At 71.5% G+C, this 15,547-nt stretch carries 12 protein-coding genes and 1 pseudogene; 4 read left to right on the top strand and 9 right to left on the bottom strand.

Going from position 1 to position 15,547, the window contains the following annotated elements:
• Positions 1-102: 102 nt before the first annotated feature.
• Positions 103-1,119, bottom strand: coding sequence for a heat-inducible transcriptional repressor HrcA (gene hrcA / locus JSX79_RS04685; protein WP_229085299.1), 1,017 nt, complete (start codon positions 1,117-1,119; stop codon positions 103-105).
• 108 nt (positions 1,120-1,227) lie between these two features.
• On the opposite strand from hrcA, the gene JSX79_RS04680 reads away from it, so the two are divergent.
• A complete protein-coding gene (locus JSX79_RS04680) occupies positions 1,228-1,617 on the top strand; it encodes a DUF4870 domain-containing protein (RefSeq protein ID WP_070418687.1) in 390 nt (129 codons plus the stop codon).
• A gap of 1 nt (position 1,618) precedes the next feature.
• On the opposite strand, the gene hemW is transcribed toward JSX79_RS04680, so the two are convergent.
• Positions 1,619-2,836 carry a radical SAM family heme chaperone HemW gene (hemW, locus tag JSX79_RS04675; protein WP_229085298.1) on the bottom strand — a complete coding sequence of 406 codons (1,218 nt, stop codon included), beginning with the start codon at positions 2,834-2,836 and terminating at the stop codon, positions 1,619-1,621.
• A 28-nt stretch (positions 2,837-2,864) separates the two neighbouring features.
• Here hemW and JSX79_RS04670 point away from each other — a divergent pair, with 28 nt between their 5' ends.
• Positions 2,865-3,575 (top strand): HAD family hydrolase, encoded by a 711-nt coding sequence (locus tag JSX79_RS04670; protein WP_229085297.1) that lies wholly within the window; start codon positions 2,865-2,867, stop codon positions 3,573-3,575.
• Between the two features lie 10 nt (positions 3,576-3,585).
• On the opposite strand, the gene JSX79_RS04665 is transcribed toward JSX79_RS04670, so the two are convergent.
• Positions 3,586-4,233 carry a DUF1990 family protein gene (locus JSX79_RS04665; RefSeq protein ID WP_070418685.1) on the bottom strand — a complete coding sequence of 216 codons (648 nt, stop codon included), beginning with the start codon at positions 4,231-4,233 and terminating at the stop codon, positions 3,586-3,588.
• A 133-nt stretch (positions 4,234-4,366) separates the two neighbouring features.
• Here JSX79_RS04665 and JSX79_RS04660 point away from each other — a divergent pair, with 133 nt between their 5' ends.
• Positions 4,367-4,855 carry a hypothetical protein gene (locus JSX79_RS04660; RefSeq protein ID WP_071294817.1) on the top strand — a complete coding sequence of 163 codons (489 nt, stop codon included), beginning with the start codon at positions 4,367-4,369 and terminating at the stop codon, positions 4,853-4,855.
• A 9-nt stretch (positions 4,856-4,864) separates the two neighbouring features.
• On the opposite strand, the gene lepA is transcribed toward JSX79_RS04660, so the two are convergent.
• Both lepA and JSX79_RS04650 read right to left on the bottom strand, forming a co-directional pair.
• Positions 4,865-6,712 carry a translation elongation factor 4 gene (gene lepA, locus JSX79_RS04655; RefSeq protein WP_071294816.1) on the bottom strand — a complete coding sequence of 616 codons (1,848 nt, stop codon included), beginning with the start codon at positions 6,710-6,712 and terminating at the stop codon, positions 4,865-4,867.
• Between the two features lie 70 nt (positions 6,713-6,782).
• The gene (locus JSX79_RS04650; protein ID WP_229085296.1) at positions 6,783-7,967 is read right to left on the bottom strand and encodes a pyridoxal phosphate-dependent aminotransferase; all 1,185 of its coding nucleotides are present in this window, start codon (positions 7,965-7,967) and stop codon (positions 6,783-6,785) included.
• A gap of 191 nt (positions 7,968-8,158) precedes the next feature.
• Here JSX79_RS04650 and rpsT point away from each other — a divergent pair, with 191 nt between their 5' ends.
• A complete protein-coding gene (rpsT, locus tag JSX79_RS04645; RefSeq protein WP_070418682.1) occupies positions 8,159-8,419 on the top strand; it encodes a 30S ribosomal protein S20 in 261 nt (86 codons plus the stop codon).
• Positions 8,420-8,616: 197 nt separating this feature from the next.
• Here rpsT and holA read toward each other — a convergent pair whose 3' ends face one another.
• From holA to leuS, 4 genes and pseudogenes are all read right to left on the bottom strand, one after another.
• Positions 8,617-9,636: a DNA polymerase III subunit delta gene (holA, locus tag JSX79_RS04640; RefSeq protein ID WP_229085295.1), complete on the bottom strand. Its 1,020-nt coding sequence runs from the start codon at positions 9,634-9,636 to the stop codon at positions 8,617-8,619.
• 368 nt (positions 9,637-10,004) lie between these two features.
• Positions 10,005-11,402 (bottom strand): annotated as a pseudogene (locus JSX79_RS18835) (ComEC/Rec2 family competence protein); the annotation flags it as partial.
• Positions 11,403-12,005: 603 nt separating this feature from the next.
• Positions 12,006-12,779: a ComEA family DNA-binding protein gene (locus JSX79_RS04635; RefSeq protein ID WP_229085294.1), complete on the bottom strand. Its 774-nt coding sequence runs from the start codon at positions 12,777-12,779 to the stop codon at positions 12,006-12,008.
• A 98-nt stretch (positions 12,780-12,877) separates the two neighbouring features.
• Entirely contained in the window at positions 12,878-15,490 is a 2,613-nt protein-coding gene (leuS, locus tag JSX79_RS04630) for a leucine--tRNA ligase (RefSeq protein WP_267484097.1), read from the bottom strand.
• Positions 15,491-15,547: the final 57 nt, after the last annotated feature.

Below are 15,547 nucleotides of genomic sequence, written 5' to 3'. Positions count from 1 at the left end.
CGGTCGGGTGCGGCGGTCGCCGCGGTTCTGGTGGTCGTCGGTGGGCCTGGAGGCGCGGGTCGCCCCGTCGGGACCGGCTCGCTCAGGCGCGTGGGCACCTGGTCAATGTTCACCCAGGAGTTTGGACAGGTACCGTGCGACGGCGCGCACGGCGGCCATGTTCGTGCCGTAGTCCATCCGGGTCGGCCCGAGCACGCCGAGCCGGGCGAGTTCGCCGCCGGCCAGGTACCCGCCGGCGACGATGCTCGTCGCGTCGAGCCCGTACTCGGCGTTCTCCACGCCGATGCGCGCCGCGACGCCGTCGTCGATCTGCATCTCACCGAACAGGCGGAGCAGGGTCACCTGTTCCTCGATCGCCTCGAGCACGGGGAAGAGCCCGCCCGAGAAGTCCTGCTCGCTCTTGGCGAGGTTCGCCGCACCGGCCATCACCAGGCGGTCCTGCCGGTTGGCGGCGACCTGCTCGATGAGGGTCGCGACGACGACCCCGGCGAGCGGCTGGGCGTCGGGGCGGATCTGCTGCGGCACCGCGCGGAGCGCCGTCGAGACGTCCTGCAGCAGGAGCCCGACGCTGGCGCCGTTCACCGCCGTGCGGAGTTCGGTGAGCGAGCCCTCGTCGAGCGCCACGTCGGTCTCGACGACACGCTGCTCGACCCGGGCGGTGTCGGTGATGAGCACGACCATCAGGCGGTTGTCGCCGAGGCGGACGAGCTCGATGTGCTGGACACGCGCGCGCACCATCGAGGGGTACTGCACGAGGGCGACCTGGTTCGTGAGCTGGCTGAGCAGCCGGACCGTCCGGCCGAGGACCTCGTCGAGGTCGTTCGGCGCACCGAGGAACGTCTCGATCGCGTGCCGCTGGGCGCTGGACAGCGGCCGCGCGCCGGCGAGGTGGTCGACGAAGACGCGGTACCCCTTGTCGGTGGGGACGCGACCGGACGAGGTGTGCGGTGCCGCGATGAGCTGCTCGTCCTCGAGCTGGGCCATGTCGTTCCGGATCGTGGCGGCGCTGACCCCGAAGGCGTGCCGCTCGACGATCGTCTTCGAACCGACCGGCTCGCGTGACGCGACGTAGTCCCGCACGATGGCCTTGAGGACCTCGAGGCTGCGTTCGCTGACCACCCGGACCCCTTCCACTCGATCTGGCACTCGGACGTGTCGACTGCTGATCCTACGCCCGACCACCGACGGACCGGGACTTCTCCACACGCCTGCCAGTACGCTTCCGCCATGACCTACGGACAGCAGCCCGGTGGCCCCCAGTTCCCGGGCGGGTACCAGCCGCCCCAGCCGATGTCGCCCGAGGACCAGCGCCTCTGGGCCACGCTCACGCACATCGGCGGGATCTTCTTCAACTTCGTCGCGCCGCTCGTGGCCTACCTCGTCCTGCGCGATCGCGGCGGCTTCATCCGCGAGCACACGCGCGTGGCGCTGAACTTCCACATCACGATGGCGATCGCCTACGTCGCCGCGGGCCTCTTGACCATCGTGCTGATCGGCGCGGTGCTCCTGCCGGTGATCGGGATCCTGACGATCATCTTCGGGATCATGGCCGCCGTCGCCGCCAACCGCGGGCAGTTCTACCGCTACCCGCTCTCGATCGAGTTCATCAAGCAGTAGCTCAGTCGAGCAGCTCGCGGACCACCGCGTCCGCGAGCAGGCGACCCCGCAGGGTCAACTCGATCCGTCCCCGCACCGCGGCCGACCCGTCCACGAGACCACGTGCGATGAGGCCGGCGACGCGGCCCCGTGCCTCCTGGCCCAGCTCGCTCGTCGCCAGCTCACCGCGGACCCGCGCGGCGAGGAGCACGCGCTCGACGTACCGGGTCTCGTCGTCGAGGGTCTCGCGGCCGGCCGCGGGCGACTCGCCCTGCAGCACCCGGTTCGCGTACGCGGCCGGGTGCTTCACGTTCCACCAGCGGGTGCCGGCGACCGCGGAGTGCGCGCCCGGGCCGACGCCCCACCAGTCGTGGCCCTTCCAGTAGGACAGGTTGTGCCGGCTCGCGTGCTGGTCGCCGCGGGACCAGTTCGAGACCTCGTACCAGGAGTACCCGGCGTCGCCGAGGACCTGGTCGGCCAGCTCGTACATGTCCGCCGCGAGGTCGTCGTCCGGCGCCGGCAGCTCGCCGCGTGCGACCATCCGGCCCATCGCGGTGCCGTCCTCGACGATGAGCGAGTACGCCGAGACGTGGTCGGGCGCACACGCCAGGGCCGCGTCCAGCGAGGTGCGCCAGTCGTCGAGGGACTCGCCCGGCGTCGAGTAGATGAGGTCGAGCGAGACGTCGAGCCCCTGCTGCTTCGCGGCGTCCACGACGAGCGGCACGCGCTCGGGGTCGTGCGTCCGGTCGAGCGTCGCGAGCACGTGCGGCACCGCGGACTGCATGCCGTAGCTCACCCGGGTGAACCCACCGGCGCGCAGCGTCGCCAGGGACGACTCGTCGACGGAGTCCGGGTTCGCCTCGGTCGTGACCTCGGCCCCGGGCAGGATGCCCCAGGTCTCGTCGATCGCCCGCAGGATCATCACGAGGTCGGACGCCGGCAGCATCGTCGGCGTCCCCCCGCCGAAGAAGACCGTCGACACCGGTCGCCGCGGGACGCCGGAGCGGTCGAGGACGTCCGCCGCGAAGCGGATCTCCTGCACGGCGTGCCCGGCGTAGTCGTCCCGACGGACCCCGCGCAGCTCGGACGCCGTGTAGGTGTTGAAGTCGCAGTAGCCGCACCGCACGCGGCAGAACGGCACGTGCACGTACACGCCGAACGGGACGTCACCGGCTCCGGCCGCGGGCGAGAGCAGCCCGTCCGCTGGTGCGGGATCGGCGATCGGGAGAGCACTCGGCATGGACTCCATTGTCCGTCATGATGGAGACATGGAGCACCACCCCGTCCCCACCACGGTGCTGTGGGACATCGACGGCACCCTCGTGATGAACGCCTCCTCGCCGGGCAACCTCTACCACCTCGCGCTCGAGCGGGCGGTGGGTCGCGACCTCGTCCTCCGCGTCGGGCACCAGCACGGCCGCACCGACGCCGGGCTCATCGCCGAGCACGTCCGGGCCCACGACCTGGACGACTCGCTCATCCCCACCGTGAGCCGCCACCTGCACGACCTGACCGAGGAACGACACGTGTCCGGCGACCACCGGAGCCCGGCTCCGGGCGCGATCGCCCTCGTCCGACGGTTCGCCGAGCTCGGCTGGCGCAACGGCCTGCTGACCGGCAACTCCCCCTACCGCGCCCGCGTGAAGCTGCAGGGCGCCGGGTTCGACGTCGACGCGTTCGACTGGGAGCACTCGTACTTCGGTGACGCCGAGGTCGAGCGCAGCGGGGTGACCGCGCGTGCTGCCGATGCCCTCGCGGGCACCCGGGCCGTCATCGTCGGGGACACCCCGCGGGACGGCGAGGCGGCCGAGGCCGCCGGGATCCCGTTCCTGGCGGTGGCGACCGGGGTGTTCGACGTCGACGCGCTCCGCGCCACGGGTGCCGTGACGATCGCCCGGAACTGCGTCGACGACGCGTCGCTCATCGAGGACGCCATCGCGGCGCTGCCGCCGCTCCGCCCGGTCGGCGAGGGCTCCTAGCCGAGCAGACCTAGTCGCCGCGGAGCGCTTCGAGGTACTTCTGCGCCATCACGCGCTGCTGCCGACGGAGCAACGGGGCCACGAACTGCCACTTCCGGCTCGACGGCTGCGAGAACTGCCGGATCTGCAACCACACCGAGCCGTCCGGGGTCCGCTCGACGACGAAGGACTCCTCGCCCGAGAGCGGGTGCCCTTCGAGCGTGCCGTACGCGAAGCCCTTGCGGTCGGTCTCGTCGATGATCGAGACGACCCGGACCGGTGCCTGCACCGTCTGGCCGAACGCGTGCATCGTCAGCGTCGCGCTCGTCCCCGCCGTCACGAGCGGCGTGCCGTCCGGGGCGAACTTCTCCACCCGGGGCGTCCCGATCGAGGCCGGGGCGATCGGCACGCCGTCCTCGTCGAAGGTCACCGGGTTGTAGCGGACCTCGTCGTCGTCGGGCTGTTCCTCGACGTGCACGCGGATCCCGCTGCGCTCCTGGATCTGCCAGGTCAGGGCCTGGGTCACCGCGGTCTCGAAGCGCTGGTCGCCGTGGCCGATCCGGGAGCGCGACTCGGACGGGGCGAACCCCTCCGGCGGGTACGTCATGAGGTCCGGCGCCTGGGTCGCACCCACGGCTCCGTACGTCAGGGCGGTCCGGTAGCTCCCGCGGGTACTCATGCGGCCCACTGTACTGGGGACTCGTCCCCCGGATCGAACCGAGTCGCCCTCGGGTGCGCAACCGGCGGTCCGCTTTCCGCGCGCCCCGAACTGGAGGCCCGACACGCGTCCGACACGCCCCTATCGTGGGTGCGTGCCCCGCTCCCCCCTCGCTCGCGCGCGGTCCGTCGACCGCACGACGGCCGCGTTCGCCGTCCTGACGCTCGCGGCGTTCGGGCTGGCGGCGACGGCACGGGCCGCGGTCGAGTGGGCGACGGCCGGCCTCGGCGCTCCCTCCCGGTACGTCACGACGCCGCCGGGGGACGTCGACGTGTTCGACACCGCGAACGCCATCGCCGCGTTCGGGGCGTGCAGCGCCGGAGCGGGTGTGCTCCTGTTCGGGGTGACGCTCGTGCTCGCGGTGCGCCGACACTCGGCACGCCGGCTGCCCTACGTGCTCGGGTTCTGCACGCTGGCGATGGTGGTCGGGTCGGTGGTGGCCGGGTTCGCCGCGGCGGCGCAGGCCGACTACGACACGGCTGCCGGACTCGTCATCCTGCGGACCGCACTCGCAGGACTGGCCGCGGCGAGCCTCCCGGCACTGGGCCTGGCAGCGTTGCGGGCTCGCGCCCGCCGCGTCTGACGCGCTCCGCTACTTCTTCTTCTCTTCGACGTCGCCGGAGAGCGCCGCGATGAAGGCTTCCTGCGGGACCTCGACGCGACCCACCATCTTCATGCGCTTCTTGCCCTCCTTCTGCTTCTCGAGGAGCTTGCGCTTGCGGGTGATGTCACCGCCGTAGCACTTCGCGAGGACGTCCTTGCGCATCGCCCGGATGCTCTCGCGGGCGATGATCCGGGCGCCGATGGCGGCCTGGATCGGGACCTCGAACTGCTGGCGCGGGATGAGCTTGCGCAGGCGCTCGGTCATCAACGTGCCGTAGGCGTACGCCTTGTCGCGGTGCACGATCGCGCTGAACGCGTCGACCTGCTCGCCCTGGAGCAGGATGTCGACCTTCACGAGGTCGGCCGCCTGGTCACCCGTGGGCTCGTAATCGAGCGACGCGTAGCCCTGCGTCTTGCTCTTCAGCTGGTCGAAGAAGTCGAAGACGATCTCGCCGAGGGGCATCTCGTACCGGATCTCGACGCGGTCCTCGCCGAGGTACTCCATGCCGAGCAGCGATCCGCGGCGCGACTGGCACAGCTCCATGATCGCGCCCACGTAGTCCTTCGGCGCGAGGATGGCCGCACGGACCATCGGCTCGCGGACCTCGACGATGCGGCCGCCCGGGAACTCGGACGGGTTCGTGACCTCGGTCACGGTGTTGTCCTCGTTCGTGACCTCGTAGATCACGCTCGGGGCCGTGGTGATGAGGTCGAGCCCGAACTCGCGGCTGAGGCGCTCGGTGATGATCTCGAGGTGGAGCAGGCCGAGGAAGCCGCAGCGGAAGCCGAAGCCGAGCGCCACCGACGTCTCCGGCTCGTACACGAGAGCGGCGTCGGACAGCTTGAGCTTGTCGAGCGCCTCGCGGAGGTCCGGGTAGTCCGAGCCGTCGATCGGGTACAGGCCCGAGAACACCATCGGCTTCGGGTCGGTGTACCCGGCCAGCGCCTCGGTCGCGGGCTTCTGCGCCGTCGTGACCGTGTCGCCGACCTTCGACTGGCGGACGTCCTTCACCCCGGTGATGAGGTAACCGACCTCGCCGACGGAGAGGCCCTTCGTCGGCTTCGGCTCGGGCGCGGACACGCCGATCTCGAGGATCTCGTGCGTCGACTTGGTCGACATCATCTGGACCTTCTCGCGCGGGTGGATCGTGCCGTCCACCATCCGCACGTAGGTCACGACGCCGCGGTAGCTGTCGTAGACCGAGTCGAAGATCATCGCGCGGGGCGGAGCGTCCACGTCGCCCACGGGGGCCGGCACGGAGCCGACGACCCGGTCGAGCAGTTCGGCCACGCCCACGCCGGTCTTGCCGGACACGCGCAGGACGTCGTCGGGCGAGCCGCCGATGAGCTGCGCGAGCTCGGCCGCGTACTTCTCCGGCTCGGCCGCCGGCAGGTCGATCTTGTTGAGGACCGGGATGATCTCGAGGTCGTTCTCGAGCGCCAGGTAGAGGTTGGCGAGCGTCTGCGCCTCGATGCCCTGCGCCGCGTCGACCAGGAGGATCGCTCCCTCGCACGCCGCGAGCGATCGGGACACCTCGTACGAGAAGTCCACGTGACCGGGCGTGTCGATCATGTTGAGGGCGTACGTCTGCCCGTCGAGCTCCCACGGCATGCGCACCGCCTGGGACTTGATCGTGATGCCGCGCTCGCGCTCGATGTCCATGCGGTCGAGGTACTGCGCACGCATGGCGCGGTCCTCGACGATGCCGGTGATCTGCAGCATGCGGTCGGCCAGCGTGGACTTGCCGTGGTCGATGTGCGCGATGATGCAGAAGTTGCGGATCGCGTCGGCCGGGGTCGAGGCGGGCTCGAGCGGCGCGGATGCTTGTGGGCTCACGGTTCCTCGGGGTGGGTCGGACGGTCGAACGATTGTCCCACGTCCGCGCGGCGGCGGCGCGCACGTCCCGTCAGACCACGGCGTGCTCCGGCGCCGGCAGCGCACCCAGTCCGCGGCGCAGGTCCGCCGGCGTCGCCGCGAGGCACACACGGATCCAGCCCTCGCCGGTCCGGCCGAACGCGCTCCCGGGCGCCACGGCGACCCGCTCCCGCTGGAGGAACCCGAGCGCCCACTCCGCGACGTCGCCCTGCGAGGCGTGGGACATGTCGATCCACAGGTAGAAGGCGCCCCGCGGGTCGAGGTAGTGGATGCCGGCGGCGTCGAGCACCTCCTTCGCGACGCCGAGGTTGGCGCGGTAGTGCTCGCGGGCGTCCTGCACGGCGGAGTGGTCCCCCACGATCGCCGCGAGGGCCGCCCACTGGTCGGGCTCGGCGACGCAGCTGATCATCGCCTCCTGGGTCGTCCGCATCGTCGGGCCGAGTCCCTTCGGCGTGACGAGGTACCCGACACGGACGCCCGTCATCGCGTAGGTCTTGCTCAGCGAGAAGGCGGTGAAGACGCGGTCGTCCTCGTCGAGGCTCGCCAGGCTGACGTGGCGGGTGCCGTAGGTGAAGTACTCGTAGACCTCGTCGCTGATCACCCAGAGGTCGTGCCGCTTCGCCAGGGCGAGCAGGTCGCGGAGGGTCTGCTCGCCGAACACCGAGCCGAGTGGGTTCGACGGCGAGTTCACGACGAGGGCGCGGGTCCGCTCGGTGATGCTCGCCTCGAGGGCCTGCAGGTCGGGCTCGAACCCGTGCTGCGGCTCGAGCCGGTACGGCACCGGGGTGGCTCCGATGATGTGGGCGTTCATCGTGAAGGTCGTGTAGCCGGGGTCCGGCACGAGGACCTCGTCGCCGGGGCTCAGCACGAGGGTCATCGCTTGGAAGAGCGCCTGCGTCGCGCCGATCGTCATCCAGATCTGCTCGACGTCGACCTCGATCCGGTTCTCGCGGCGGAGCTTGTCGCGGATGGCCTCCCGCAGCGGGGCGATGCCGCCGTTCGGGGTGTAGTCGGTGCGGTCCTCGGTCCAGGCGCGCCGGGCGGCCTCGCCGATGTGCGCCGCGACGGGCACGTCGGGTTCGCCGATGACGAGCATCGCGATGTCCGTGCCGGTCGTCTGGCCCGTCTGCTCGGCCTGCATGCGTGCGGCTTGCTCGAACACGCGGCGGATGCCGGAGGCGGGGACGGTCTCGATGCGGGGCGCGAGCGATGGCATGCTCGTCACGGTAGCGAACGGTTGTTGCGGCATGGTTTCGGCGTTTCGGTGCTTTGGTCCAGACGCTCCGGCCTGGTAATGTTGGTGGCTGGCTTCCGCGTTCCCCGCCCACGGGTGGAACGCGATGCGACCAAGGGCCCCTCTACCCAGCGGTCGCGACCACCCGTAGAGACGATCAAGGAGCAACACGCATGGCGAACATCAAGTCGCAGATGAAGCGCATCAAGACCAACCTCAAGGCCCAGGAGCGCAACAAGGCCTACCGTTCGGAGCTCAAGACGGTCATCCGTCACACGAACGAGGCCGTCGTCGCCGGCGACAAGGACAAGGCCGTCGCGGCCCTGACCCTCGCGTCGAAGAAGCTCGACAAGGCCGTGAGCAAGGGCGTCATCCACAAGAACCAGGCCGCGAACCGCAAGTCGGCCATCGCGAAGAAGGTCGCGTCGCTCTGACGCACTGACCCTTCTGGTCTGCAGGCCCCGCACCGTTCGGTGCGGGGCCTGTTTGCGTGCGTGGCGCGCGGGGCGCGGGCCGGCGTGACACGCGCGTTTCGACATGCTGCGCGTCGATCGACACGCAGAACGTCGCACCGCGTGTGCGGTGCCGTCCGACTCGCGTCGCGTGCGCAGTTCAGGAGGCGCGGCTCGCCTCAGCGCGCCTCGCCGCGCCGGGCGATGGTGCGGACCATGACCTCGAGCGCGTAGTGCGCGTCGCGCGAGCCACCCTTCACCGCGGTGTCGGCCTCGGCGATGCTGATGATCGCGTTCGCGAGCCCGGACTCGCTCCACCCCGCGACGTCACGCTGTGCCCGCTGCACCTGCCACGGCGCCATGCCGAGCGCCGAGGCGGCCTGACCGCTCGGCCCGCGGAAGGCACTGACCTTCGCCATCGTGCGGATCTTCGACGCGAACGCCGCCACGATCGGCACCGGAGCCTCGCCCGTCGAGAGCGCGTGCCGCAACTCGACGATGGCCGGAGCCGAACGGCCGGCGAGTGCGATGTCGGCGACCTTGAACGCGTTCGTCTCGACACGACCGCCGTAGTACTTGTCGACGACCTTGTCCGTGATCTCGGCGGCTTCGTCCGCGAGGAGCTGCCGGCACGCGGCCGCGAGCTCGGCCAGGTCGTCCGCGAACGCCGCGACGAGGGTGCGCACCGCCGAGGGCGCGATCTTCCGTCGGGCAGCGCGGAACTCCGCCGTGACGAAGTCGATCCGGTCGGTCTCGCGCTTGAGCTCGTCGCACTGCACCTCGACGCCCCCGCCGACACCGCTGCGGATCGTGTCGAGCAGCTTCTTGCCGCGCACTCCCCCGCCGTGGCGCAGCACGAGCGTGACGTCGTCCGCCGGGGCACCGAGGTACGAGATCGTCTCGGTGATGAACGCGTCGGTGCACTTCTCGACGTTGGTGACCCGGACCAGCCGGGGCTCGCCGAACAGGGACGGACTCGCGAGCGTGGCGAGGAGGCCGGGAGCGTACTGGTCGGCTTCGAGGTCGTGCACCTCGAGCGCGGGGTCCTCGCCCACGAGCAGGTCGCGCAGGACGCTGCTCGCTCGCTCGGCGAGGAAGGTCTCGGGCCCCGTGACGAGCACCACCGGCGCAGGGCGGATGCCCGACCAGGGCACCTGGTCGATCTTCGCTGCGGCACGGACGGGCTTCTTGGCGGCCATGCCTCGATCCTACGGGCGACCGCTGACGCCGAACGCTCCGTCCACACCCGGAGGGCGTCGGGCCCGTCCCGTCCGACGACCACGGTCCCCTGCCGGTCGGTCCGGTACGCGCGGGTGCCCGGGGCCGAGAGCACGTCCAGCGCCGAGCGGGTCGGGTGGCCGTACGTGTTGTCCGCGCCGACGCCGATGAGCCCCACCGCGGCCGCGGTCTCACGGTAGAGCACCGGGTCCTGGTCGGCCGAACCGTGGTGCGCGACCTTCACGACCTCGATCGTGGTCCCGGGCCGGGCCTGCGCCCCGGTGTCGGCCCGGGACGCCAGGACACCGCGGAGCCGGCGCTGCGCGGTCTCCCCCAGGTCTCCGAGGAACAGCCCGCCGACACACGACGTGCAGCCCGGCCCGGGTTCCGTCCGGAGGACCAGACTCGCGTCGTTGCCGGCGTCCCGCGCACCCGACCGCGGCCACACCACCCGCCACCGGAGCGGCCCGAGCGTGCCCGACGTCGTGTCGTCGGCCGTCCGGACGTCGATGCCCGCGTCGACGAGCGACCGGAGGACGCGCTCGTCCTCGGCCCGACCCGTCGGCCCGACGAGCGCGGTCGTCACACGGTCCGCGACCGACGCGACCGCACCGACGTGGTCCCGGTCGAAGTGCGTCAGCACGAGCAGGTCGACCCGGTCGACGCCGAGGAGGTCCAGGCAGGCGCTGAGTCGCTCCGGATCGTCGCCGACGTCCACCAGTGCGGTGCCGCTCCCGCCGCGGACGAGCACCGCGTCGCCCTGTCCCACGTCGCACGCGGCGATGGCCCAGTCGCCGGGCAGCCCCGCGCGCACGACGAGTCGGGGCACGGCGACGGACACGATCCCGACCGCTGCGACCGTGCACGCGGCGAGGAGCAGGCGGAAGCGGACCGCTCGGGGCGCGAGGACCGCCACCGCGACCGAGGCGCTCACGACGGCAGCGCCGACCACCCCGAGCACGCCGGCTGGCCAGGGCGCGGCGGCGTACGGGAGCGCAGCCGCTCCGTGCGCGATGCCTCCGATCGCGCTGGCGGGCGCCCACGCCACCGCGGCGAGCACCGAACCGCCCCACGGCCACAGCGGCGCGGTCAGGCACGCGGCGAGCCCGACCACCGTGACGACGGGCGCGAGCGGCTCGGTCAGCAGGTTCGCCGGGACCGCGTATGTCGGGAACGTGGCCGACAACGGGATCGTGACCGGCCAGCAGGCGAGCTGCGCCGCGACGGGGATCGCGAGCGCTGCCGCCACCGGCGTCCACATCCGTCGTGCGAACAGCGCCGTCAGCGGCGGACCGAGGACCACGATCCCACTCGTCGCGAGCACCGACAGGGCGAACGCGAACGACCGGGCGTACCAGGGGTCGACGACGAGCATCCCGACCACGGCGAGGGCGATCAGCGGGACCCCACGTACCGGACGTCCCGCGAGGTGCACCACGAGCACGACCACCGCCATCACCGTCGCCCGCACGATCGAGGGGTCCGGACGGACCAGCACCACGAACGCCAGCAGGAGCGCGATCGCCACCACCGCCCGACCTGCTCGCGGGAGACCGACGACCCGCCCCAGCACGACCACGAGTCCCACGATCACCGCACAGTTCGCGCCGGACACGGCGGTCAGGTGGGTGAGCGCCGAGGTCTCCATCGCTGCCTCGGTCGCGGGGTCGAGTCCGCTCCGGTCGCCGATCGCCAGACCGCGCAACAACGAGGCTCCGGGTTCCGGCAGGGTCGCGCTCGCGGACACGAACGCTCGGCGCGCCCGATCGGTGGCCGCGAGGAGTCCCGTCGGCGGCTCGGTCCGGACCTCACCGCGCAGGAACGCCACGAACGACGTCGTGCTCCCCGGCTCGTCCGCCTCGAGCGTCGCCAACCCGTGCACCCGACTCCCCGCGCCGGCAGCCCCGCCCGCGCCGCGCGCCGTGGGGACGACCCGAACCGGCACGCGCAGCCCGTCGACGTCCTCCGCTGCCACCAGGGTCCCGACGACCGACCGGTCACCCGGCGCGAGGTCCCGGTCGAGCACGACCTCGACGACGGCCGTCCGGACACCCTCGAGGACGGCAGGGTTCCGCCGGTCGTCGCCGACCACCACGGCGACCGCCACCGTGGTGCAGAACGCGGCCGACGCCACCACGAGCCCCACGACGCCCAGAGCCCGCCGCGGACACCCCACCAGCAGCCATGCGATGCCGCCACACGCGACGGCCGCGCCGACGAGCCCGAACCACCCCGCGCTGCCGGGCACCCCGACCAGCACCGCAGCGCAGACCCACGCGGCCGACGCCGGACCGGCCACTCGCAGGTCCCGCACGCCGGGAGCGAGGTCGACCGCCACCGCCGGCCCCGATCAGACCCGCACGCGGTCGCGGAGCTCCGCGAACCGGACGTCACCGATGCCGCTGACGTCGAGCAGGTCCTCGACGGCGGCGAACCGTCCGTGCTCGTCGCGCCACGCGAGGATCCGGCCCGCGAGCGACGGCCCGATCCCGGGCAGGGTCTCGAGCAGGGTCTGATCGGCCGTGTTGAGGTCGACGACGGCATCGACGGCAGACCCGGCACCACCACCGGCACCATCCGACCCGGCACCGCCCCCACCACCGACCGAGCTGCTCGAACCGTCGAGCGCTGCCGGGATGTCCGTCTCCCCCACCTTCGGCACGTACAACCGCTCGCCGTCCACCAGCACTCGCGCGAGGTTCAGCCGAGCCAGGTCCGCGTCGTCACGAGCGCCCCCGGCCCGCTCGACCGCGTCGGACACACGGCTGCCCCCGGGCAGCGTCACGATGCCCGGACGTGCCACCGCCCCGACGACGTGCACGACCACGAGCGGGGCCGCCGACGAGGACGGAGGACCCCCACCCGGAGAACGGGACGGCACCGCCGACGGAGCGCCCGCCAGCGACAGCGGACCGTCGCCCGCACCGCCCGCCGACGATGACGCACCCGACCACGACCCGACCGCCACCACGACCCCGGCGACCAGGACGACGAGCCCCGCCAGCAGGACCGCCGTCCGCGGCGACAACGCCAGCCCAGCGGCCCACGACCGCGCAGACCCACCCGCCGACACCGCCCCAGCCCCGCCGGACGGTTCCGTGGCTCCACCATCACCAGACGACATGCCCGCACGCTACGGAGCCCGACCACCCGGCCGGACCCCGCAACGACGATCGGTGGACGACCGTCCGCCCGCCCCACCTGTGGAGGACGAACGGCGCGCTACCCCTTGATCGCGATGTTCACGAGCTTCGGCGCCCGCACGATCACCTTCACGATCTCGCGGTCCCCGATGTACCGCTGGACGTTCGCCGACGCCCGAGCGAGCGCCTCAAGCTCCGACGGCTCGATCGACTTCGACACCTCGAACGAGTCCCGCACCTTGCCGTTGACCTGCACGACCGCGGTCAGCGACTCCTGCACGAGCAGCGTCGGGTCGGCCTTCCGCCAGCCGTACGTGGCGACGGTGGCCTCGTAGCCCAGCTTCTCCCACATCTCCTCGCCGGTGTACGGCGCGAAGACGCTCAGGCCGAGCGCGATGGTCTCGACGGCCTCGCGGACGGCGGGGTCAGCCGCGCCCGGACCGTTGTCGATCGCCTTGCGGGTGACGTTCACCAGGTCCATGAGCCGCGCGATCACGACGTTGAACTTGAACGACTCCATCATCCCCGGCGCATCGGCCAGGAACCGGTGCGTGACCTGCCGCAGGGCCCGGTCGCCGTCCGCCCACACGACGTCCGGCGACGACGTGACGTCGAGCGCCAGCCGGTAGGCACGGGCGAGGAAGCGAGCCGAGGCGGACGGGGAGACGTCCTCCCAGTTGATGTCGTCCTCTGGAGGCCCGGCGAAGCCCATCACCAGGCGGATCGCGTCGACACCGTTCGCGTCGAGCTCGTCACCGAGCGAGACGCCACCCTTCGACTTCGACATCTTCGAGCCGCCGGACAGCACCATGCCCTGGTTGAGCAGCGCCGAGAACGGCTCGGTGAAGTCGAGGTAGCCGAGGTCGAACAGCACCTTGGTCACGAAGCGCGCGTACAGCAGGTGCAGGATCGCGTGCTCGATGCCGCCGATGTACTGGTCGACCGGGGCCCACTTGCGCGCGACGGCGGGGTCGAACGCCTGCGTGTCGTCGTTCGCCGCCAGGAAGCGCAGGAAGTACCACGACGAGTCGACGAAGGTGTCCATCGTGTCGGTGTCGCGGAGCGCGGGGGTGCCGTCCACCGGGTTCGGCACGTTCACCCAGTCGGTCGCGCCACCGAGCGGCGAGGTGCCCTTCGGCTTGAGGTCGAGCCCCTCGGTGTCGGGCAGCCGGACGGGCAGCTGGTCCATCGGCACCGGGTGCTCGGTGCCGTCGGCACCGTGGATGATCGGGATCGGGGTGCCCCAGAAGCGCTGGCGCGAGATGAGCCAGTCGCGAAGACGGTAGGTCTTGGCGGCACGTCCGGTGCCGCGCTCCTCGAGCAGGGAGATCGCCGCGGTGATCGCGTGCTGCTTGGACATGCCGTCGAGCGGGCCGGAGTTGATCATCCGACCGGTGCCGGTCAGGGCCTCACCCGTCGACACCGGGTCGAGCGCGGGCAGGTCCTCGAGCGAGGCACCCTCGGGGATCACCGGGATCGCCCCGGTCACCGCGGCGTTCGTGTCGACGACGACCTTCACCGGCAGGTCGAACGCCCGCGCGAAGTCGAGGTCGCGCTGGTCGTGCGCCGGGACGGCCATGACCGCGCCGTGACCGTAGTCGGCCAGCACGTAGTCGGCGGCCCAGATCGGCAGGCGCTCCCCCGTCAGCGGGTGGATCGCGGAACGGCCGAGCGGCACACCGGTCTTCGGGCGGTCCGCGTTCTGCCGGTCGATCTCGGAGGTCTTCTGCGTGGCGACGAGGTATGCGTCGAACGCAGCCCGGACGTCGTCCGACACGGATGCGTCAGCCACCAGCGCAGCAGCCAGGTCAGAATCCGGCGCCACCACGAGGAACGTCACCCCGTGGATCGTGTCCGGACGCGTGGTGAACACCGTGACGGGCTCGTCGCGGCCCTCGATCACGAAGTCGACGTCCGCGCCGACCGAGCGGCCGATCCAGTTCCGCTGCTGCGCGATGACCTTCGCCGGCCACCGGCCCTCGAGCTGGTTGAGGTCGTCGAGCAGCCGGTCCGCGTACTCGGTGATCTTGAAGTACCACTGCGTCAGCTTCTTCTTGACCACGACGGCACCGGAGCGGTCCGAGGTGCCGTCCGGCAGCACCTGCTCGTTCGCGAGGACGGTCTGGTCCACCGGGTCCCAGTTGACCCAGCTGTCCTTGCGGTAGGCCAGCCCCTTCTCGTACATCTTCAGGAACAGCCACTGGTTCCACTTGTAGTACTCGGGGTCCGAGGTGTGGATCTCGGTGGTCCAGTCGAACGACGGCGCGTAGCGCTTGAACGACGCCTTCTGCTGCTCGATGTTCGCGTAGGTCCAGTCCTTCGGGTCGACCCCGCGCTTGATCGCCGCGTTCTCGGCCGGCAGCCCGAACGAGTCCCAGCCGATCGGGTGCAGCACGTTGAAGCCCTGCTGCCGCCAGTACCGCGCCACGAAGTCGCCGAGCGCCCAGTTCTCGGCGTGCCCCATGTGCAGGTCGCCGGACGGGTACGGGAACATCTCGAGGATGTACTTCCGCGGACGCGTGTCGTCGAGGTCGGTCGTGAAGAGCCCGAGCTCCTCCCAGCGCGGCTGCCACTTCTCCTGCAGACGACGGAAGTCGTAGGCGTTCGGGTCCTCGGGGTACGGCTCGGTGGTCACGGAACTCTCATTCAGTCTGGAGGCACGGATCACGTCCGTCGGACGCGCTCCGGTCATCAAGGATATAAGCCTGGAGGAACGGATCACCGCACCGGAGTCGACCCACCGCCGGCA

It is taken from the genome of Curtobacterium sp. GD1 (genome assembly GCF_020882855.1).
GTDB lineage: Bacteria > Actinomycetota > Actinomycetes > Actinomycetales > Microbacteriaceae > Curtobacterium.
The sequence above is the reverse complement of the archived record's forward strand: the minus strand, read 5'-3'. Positions and strand labels throughout refer to the sequence as shown.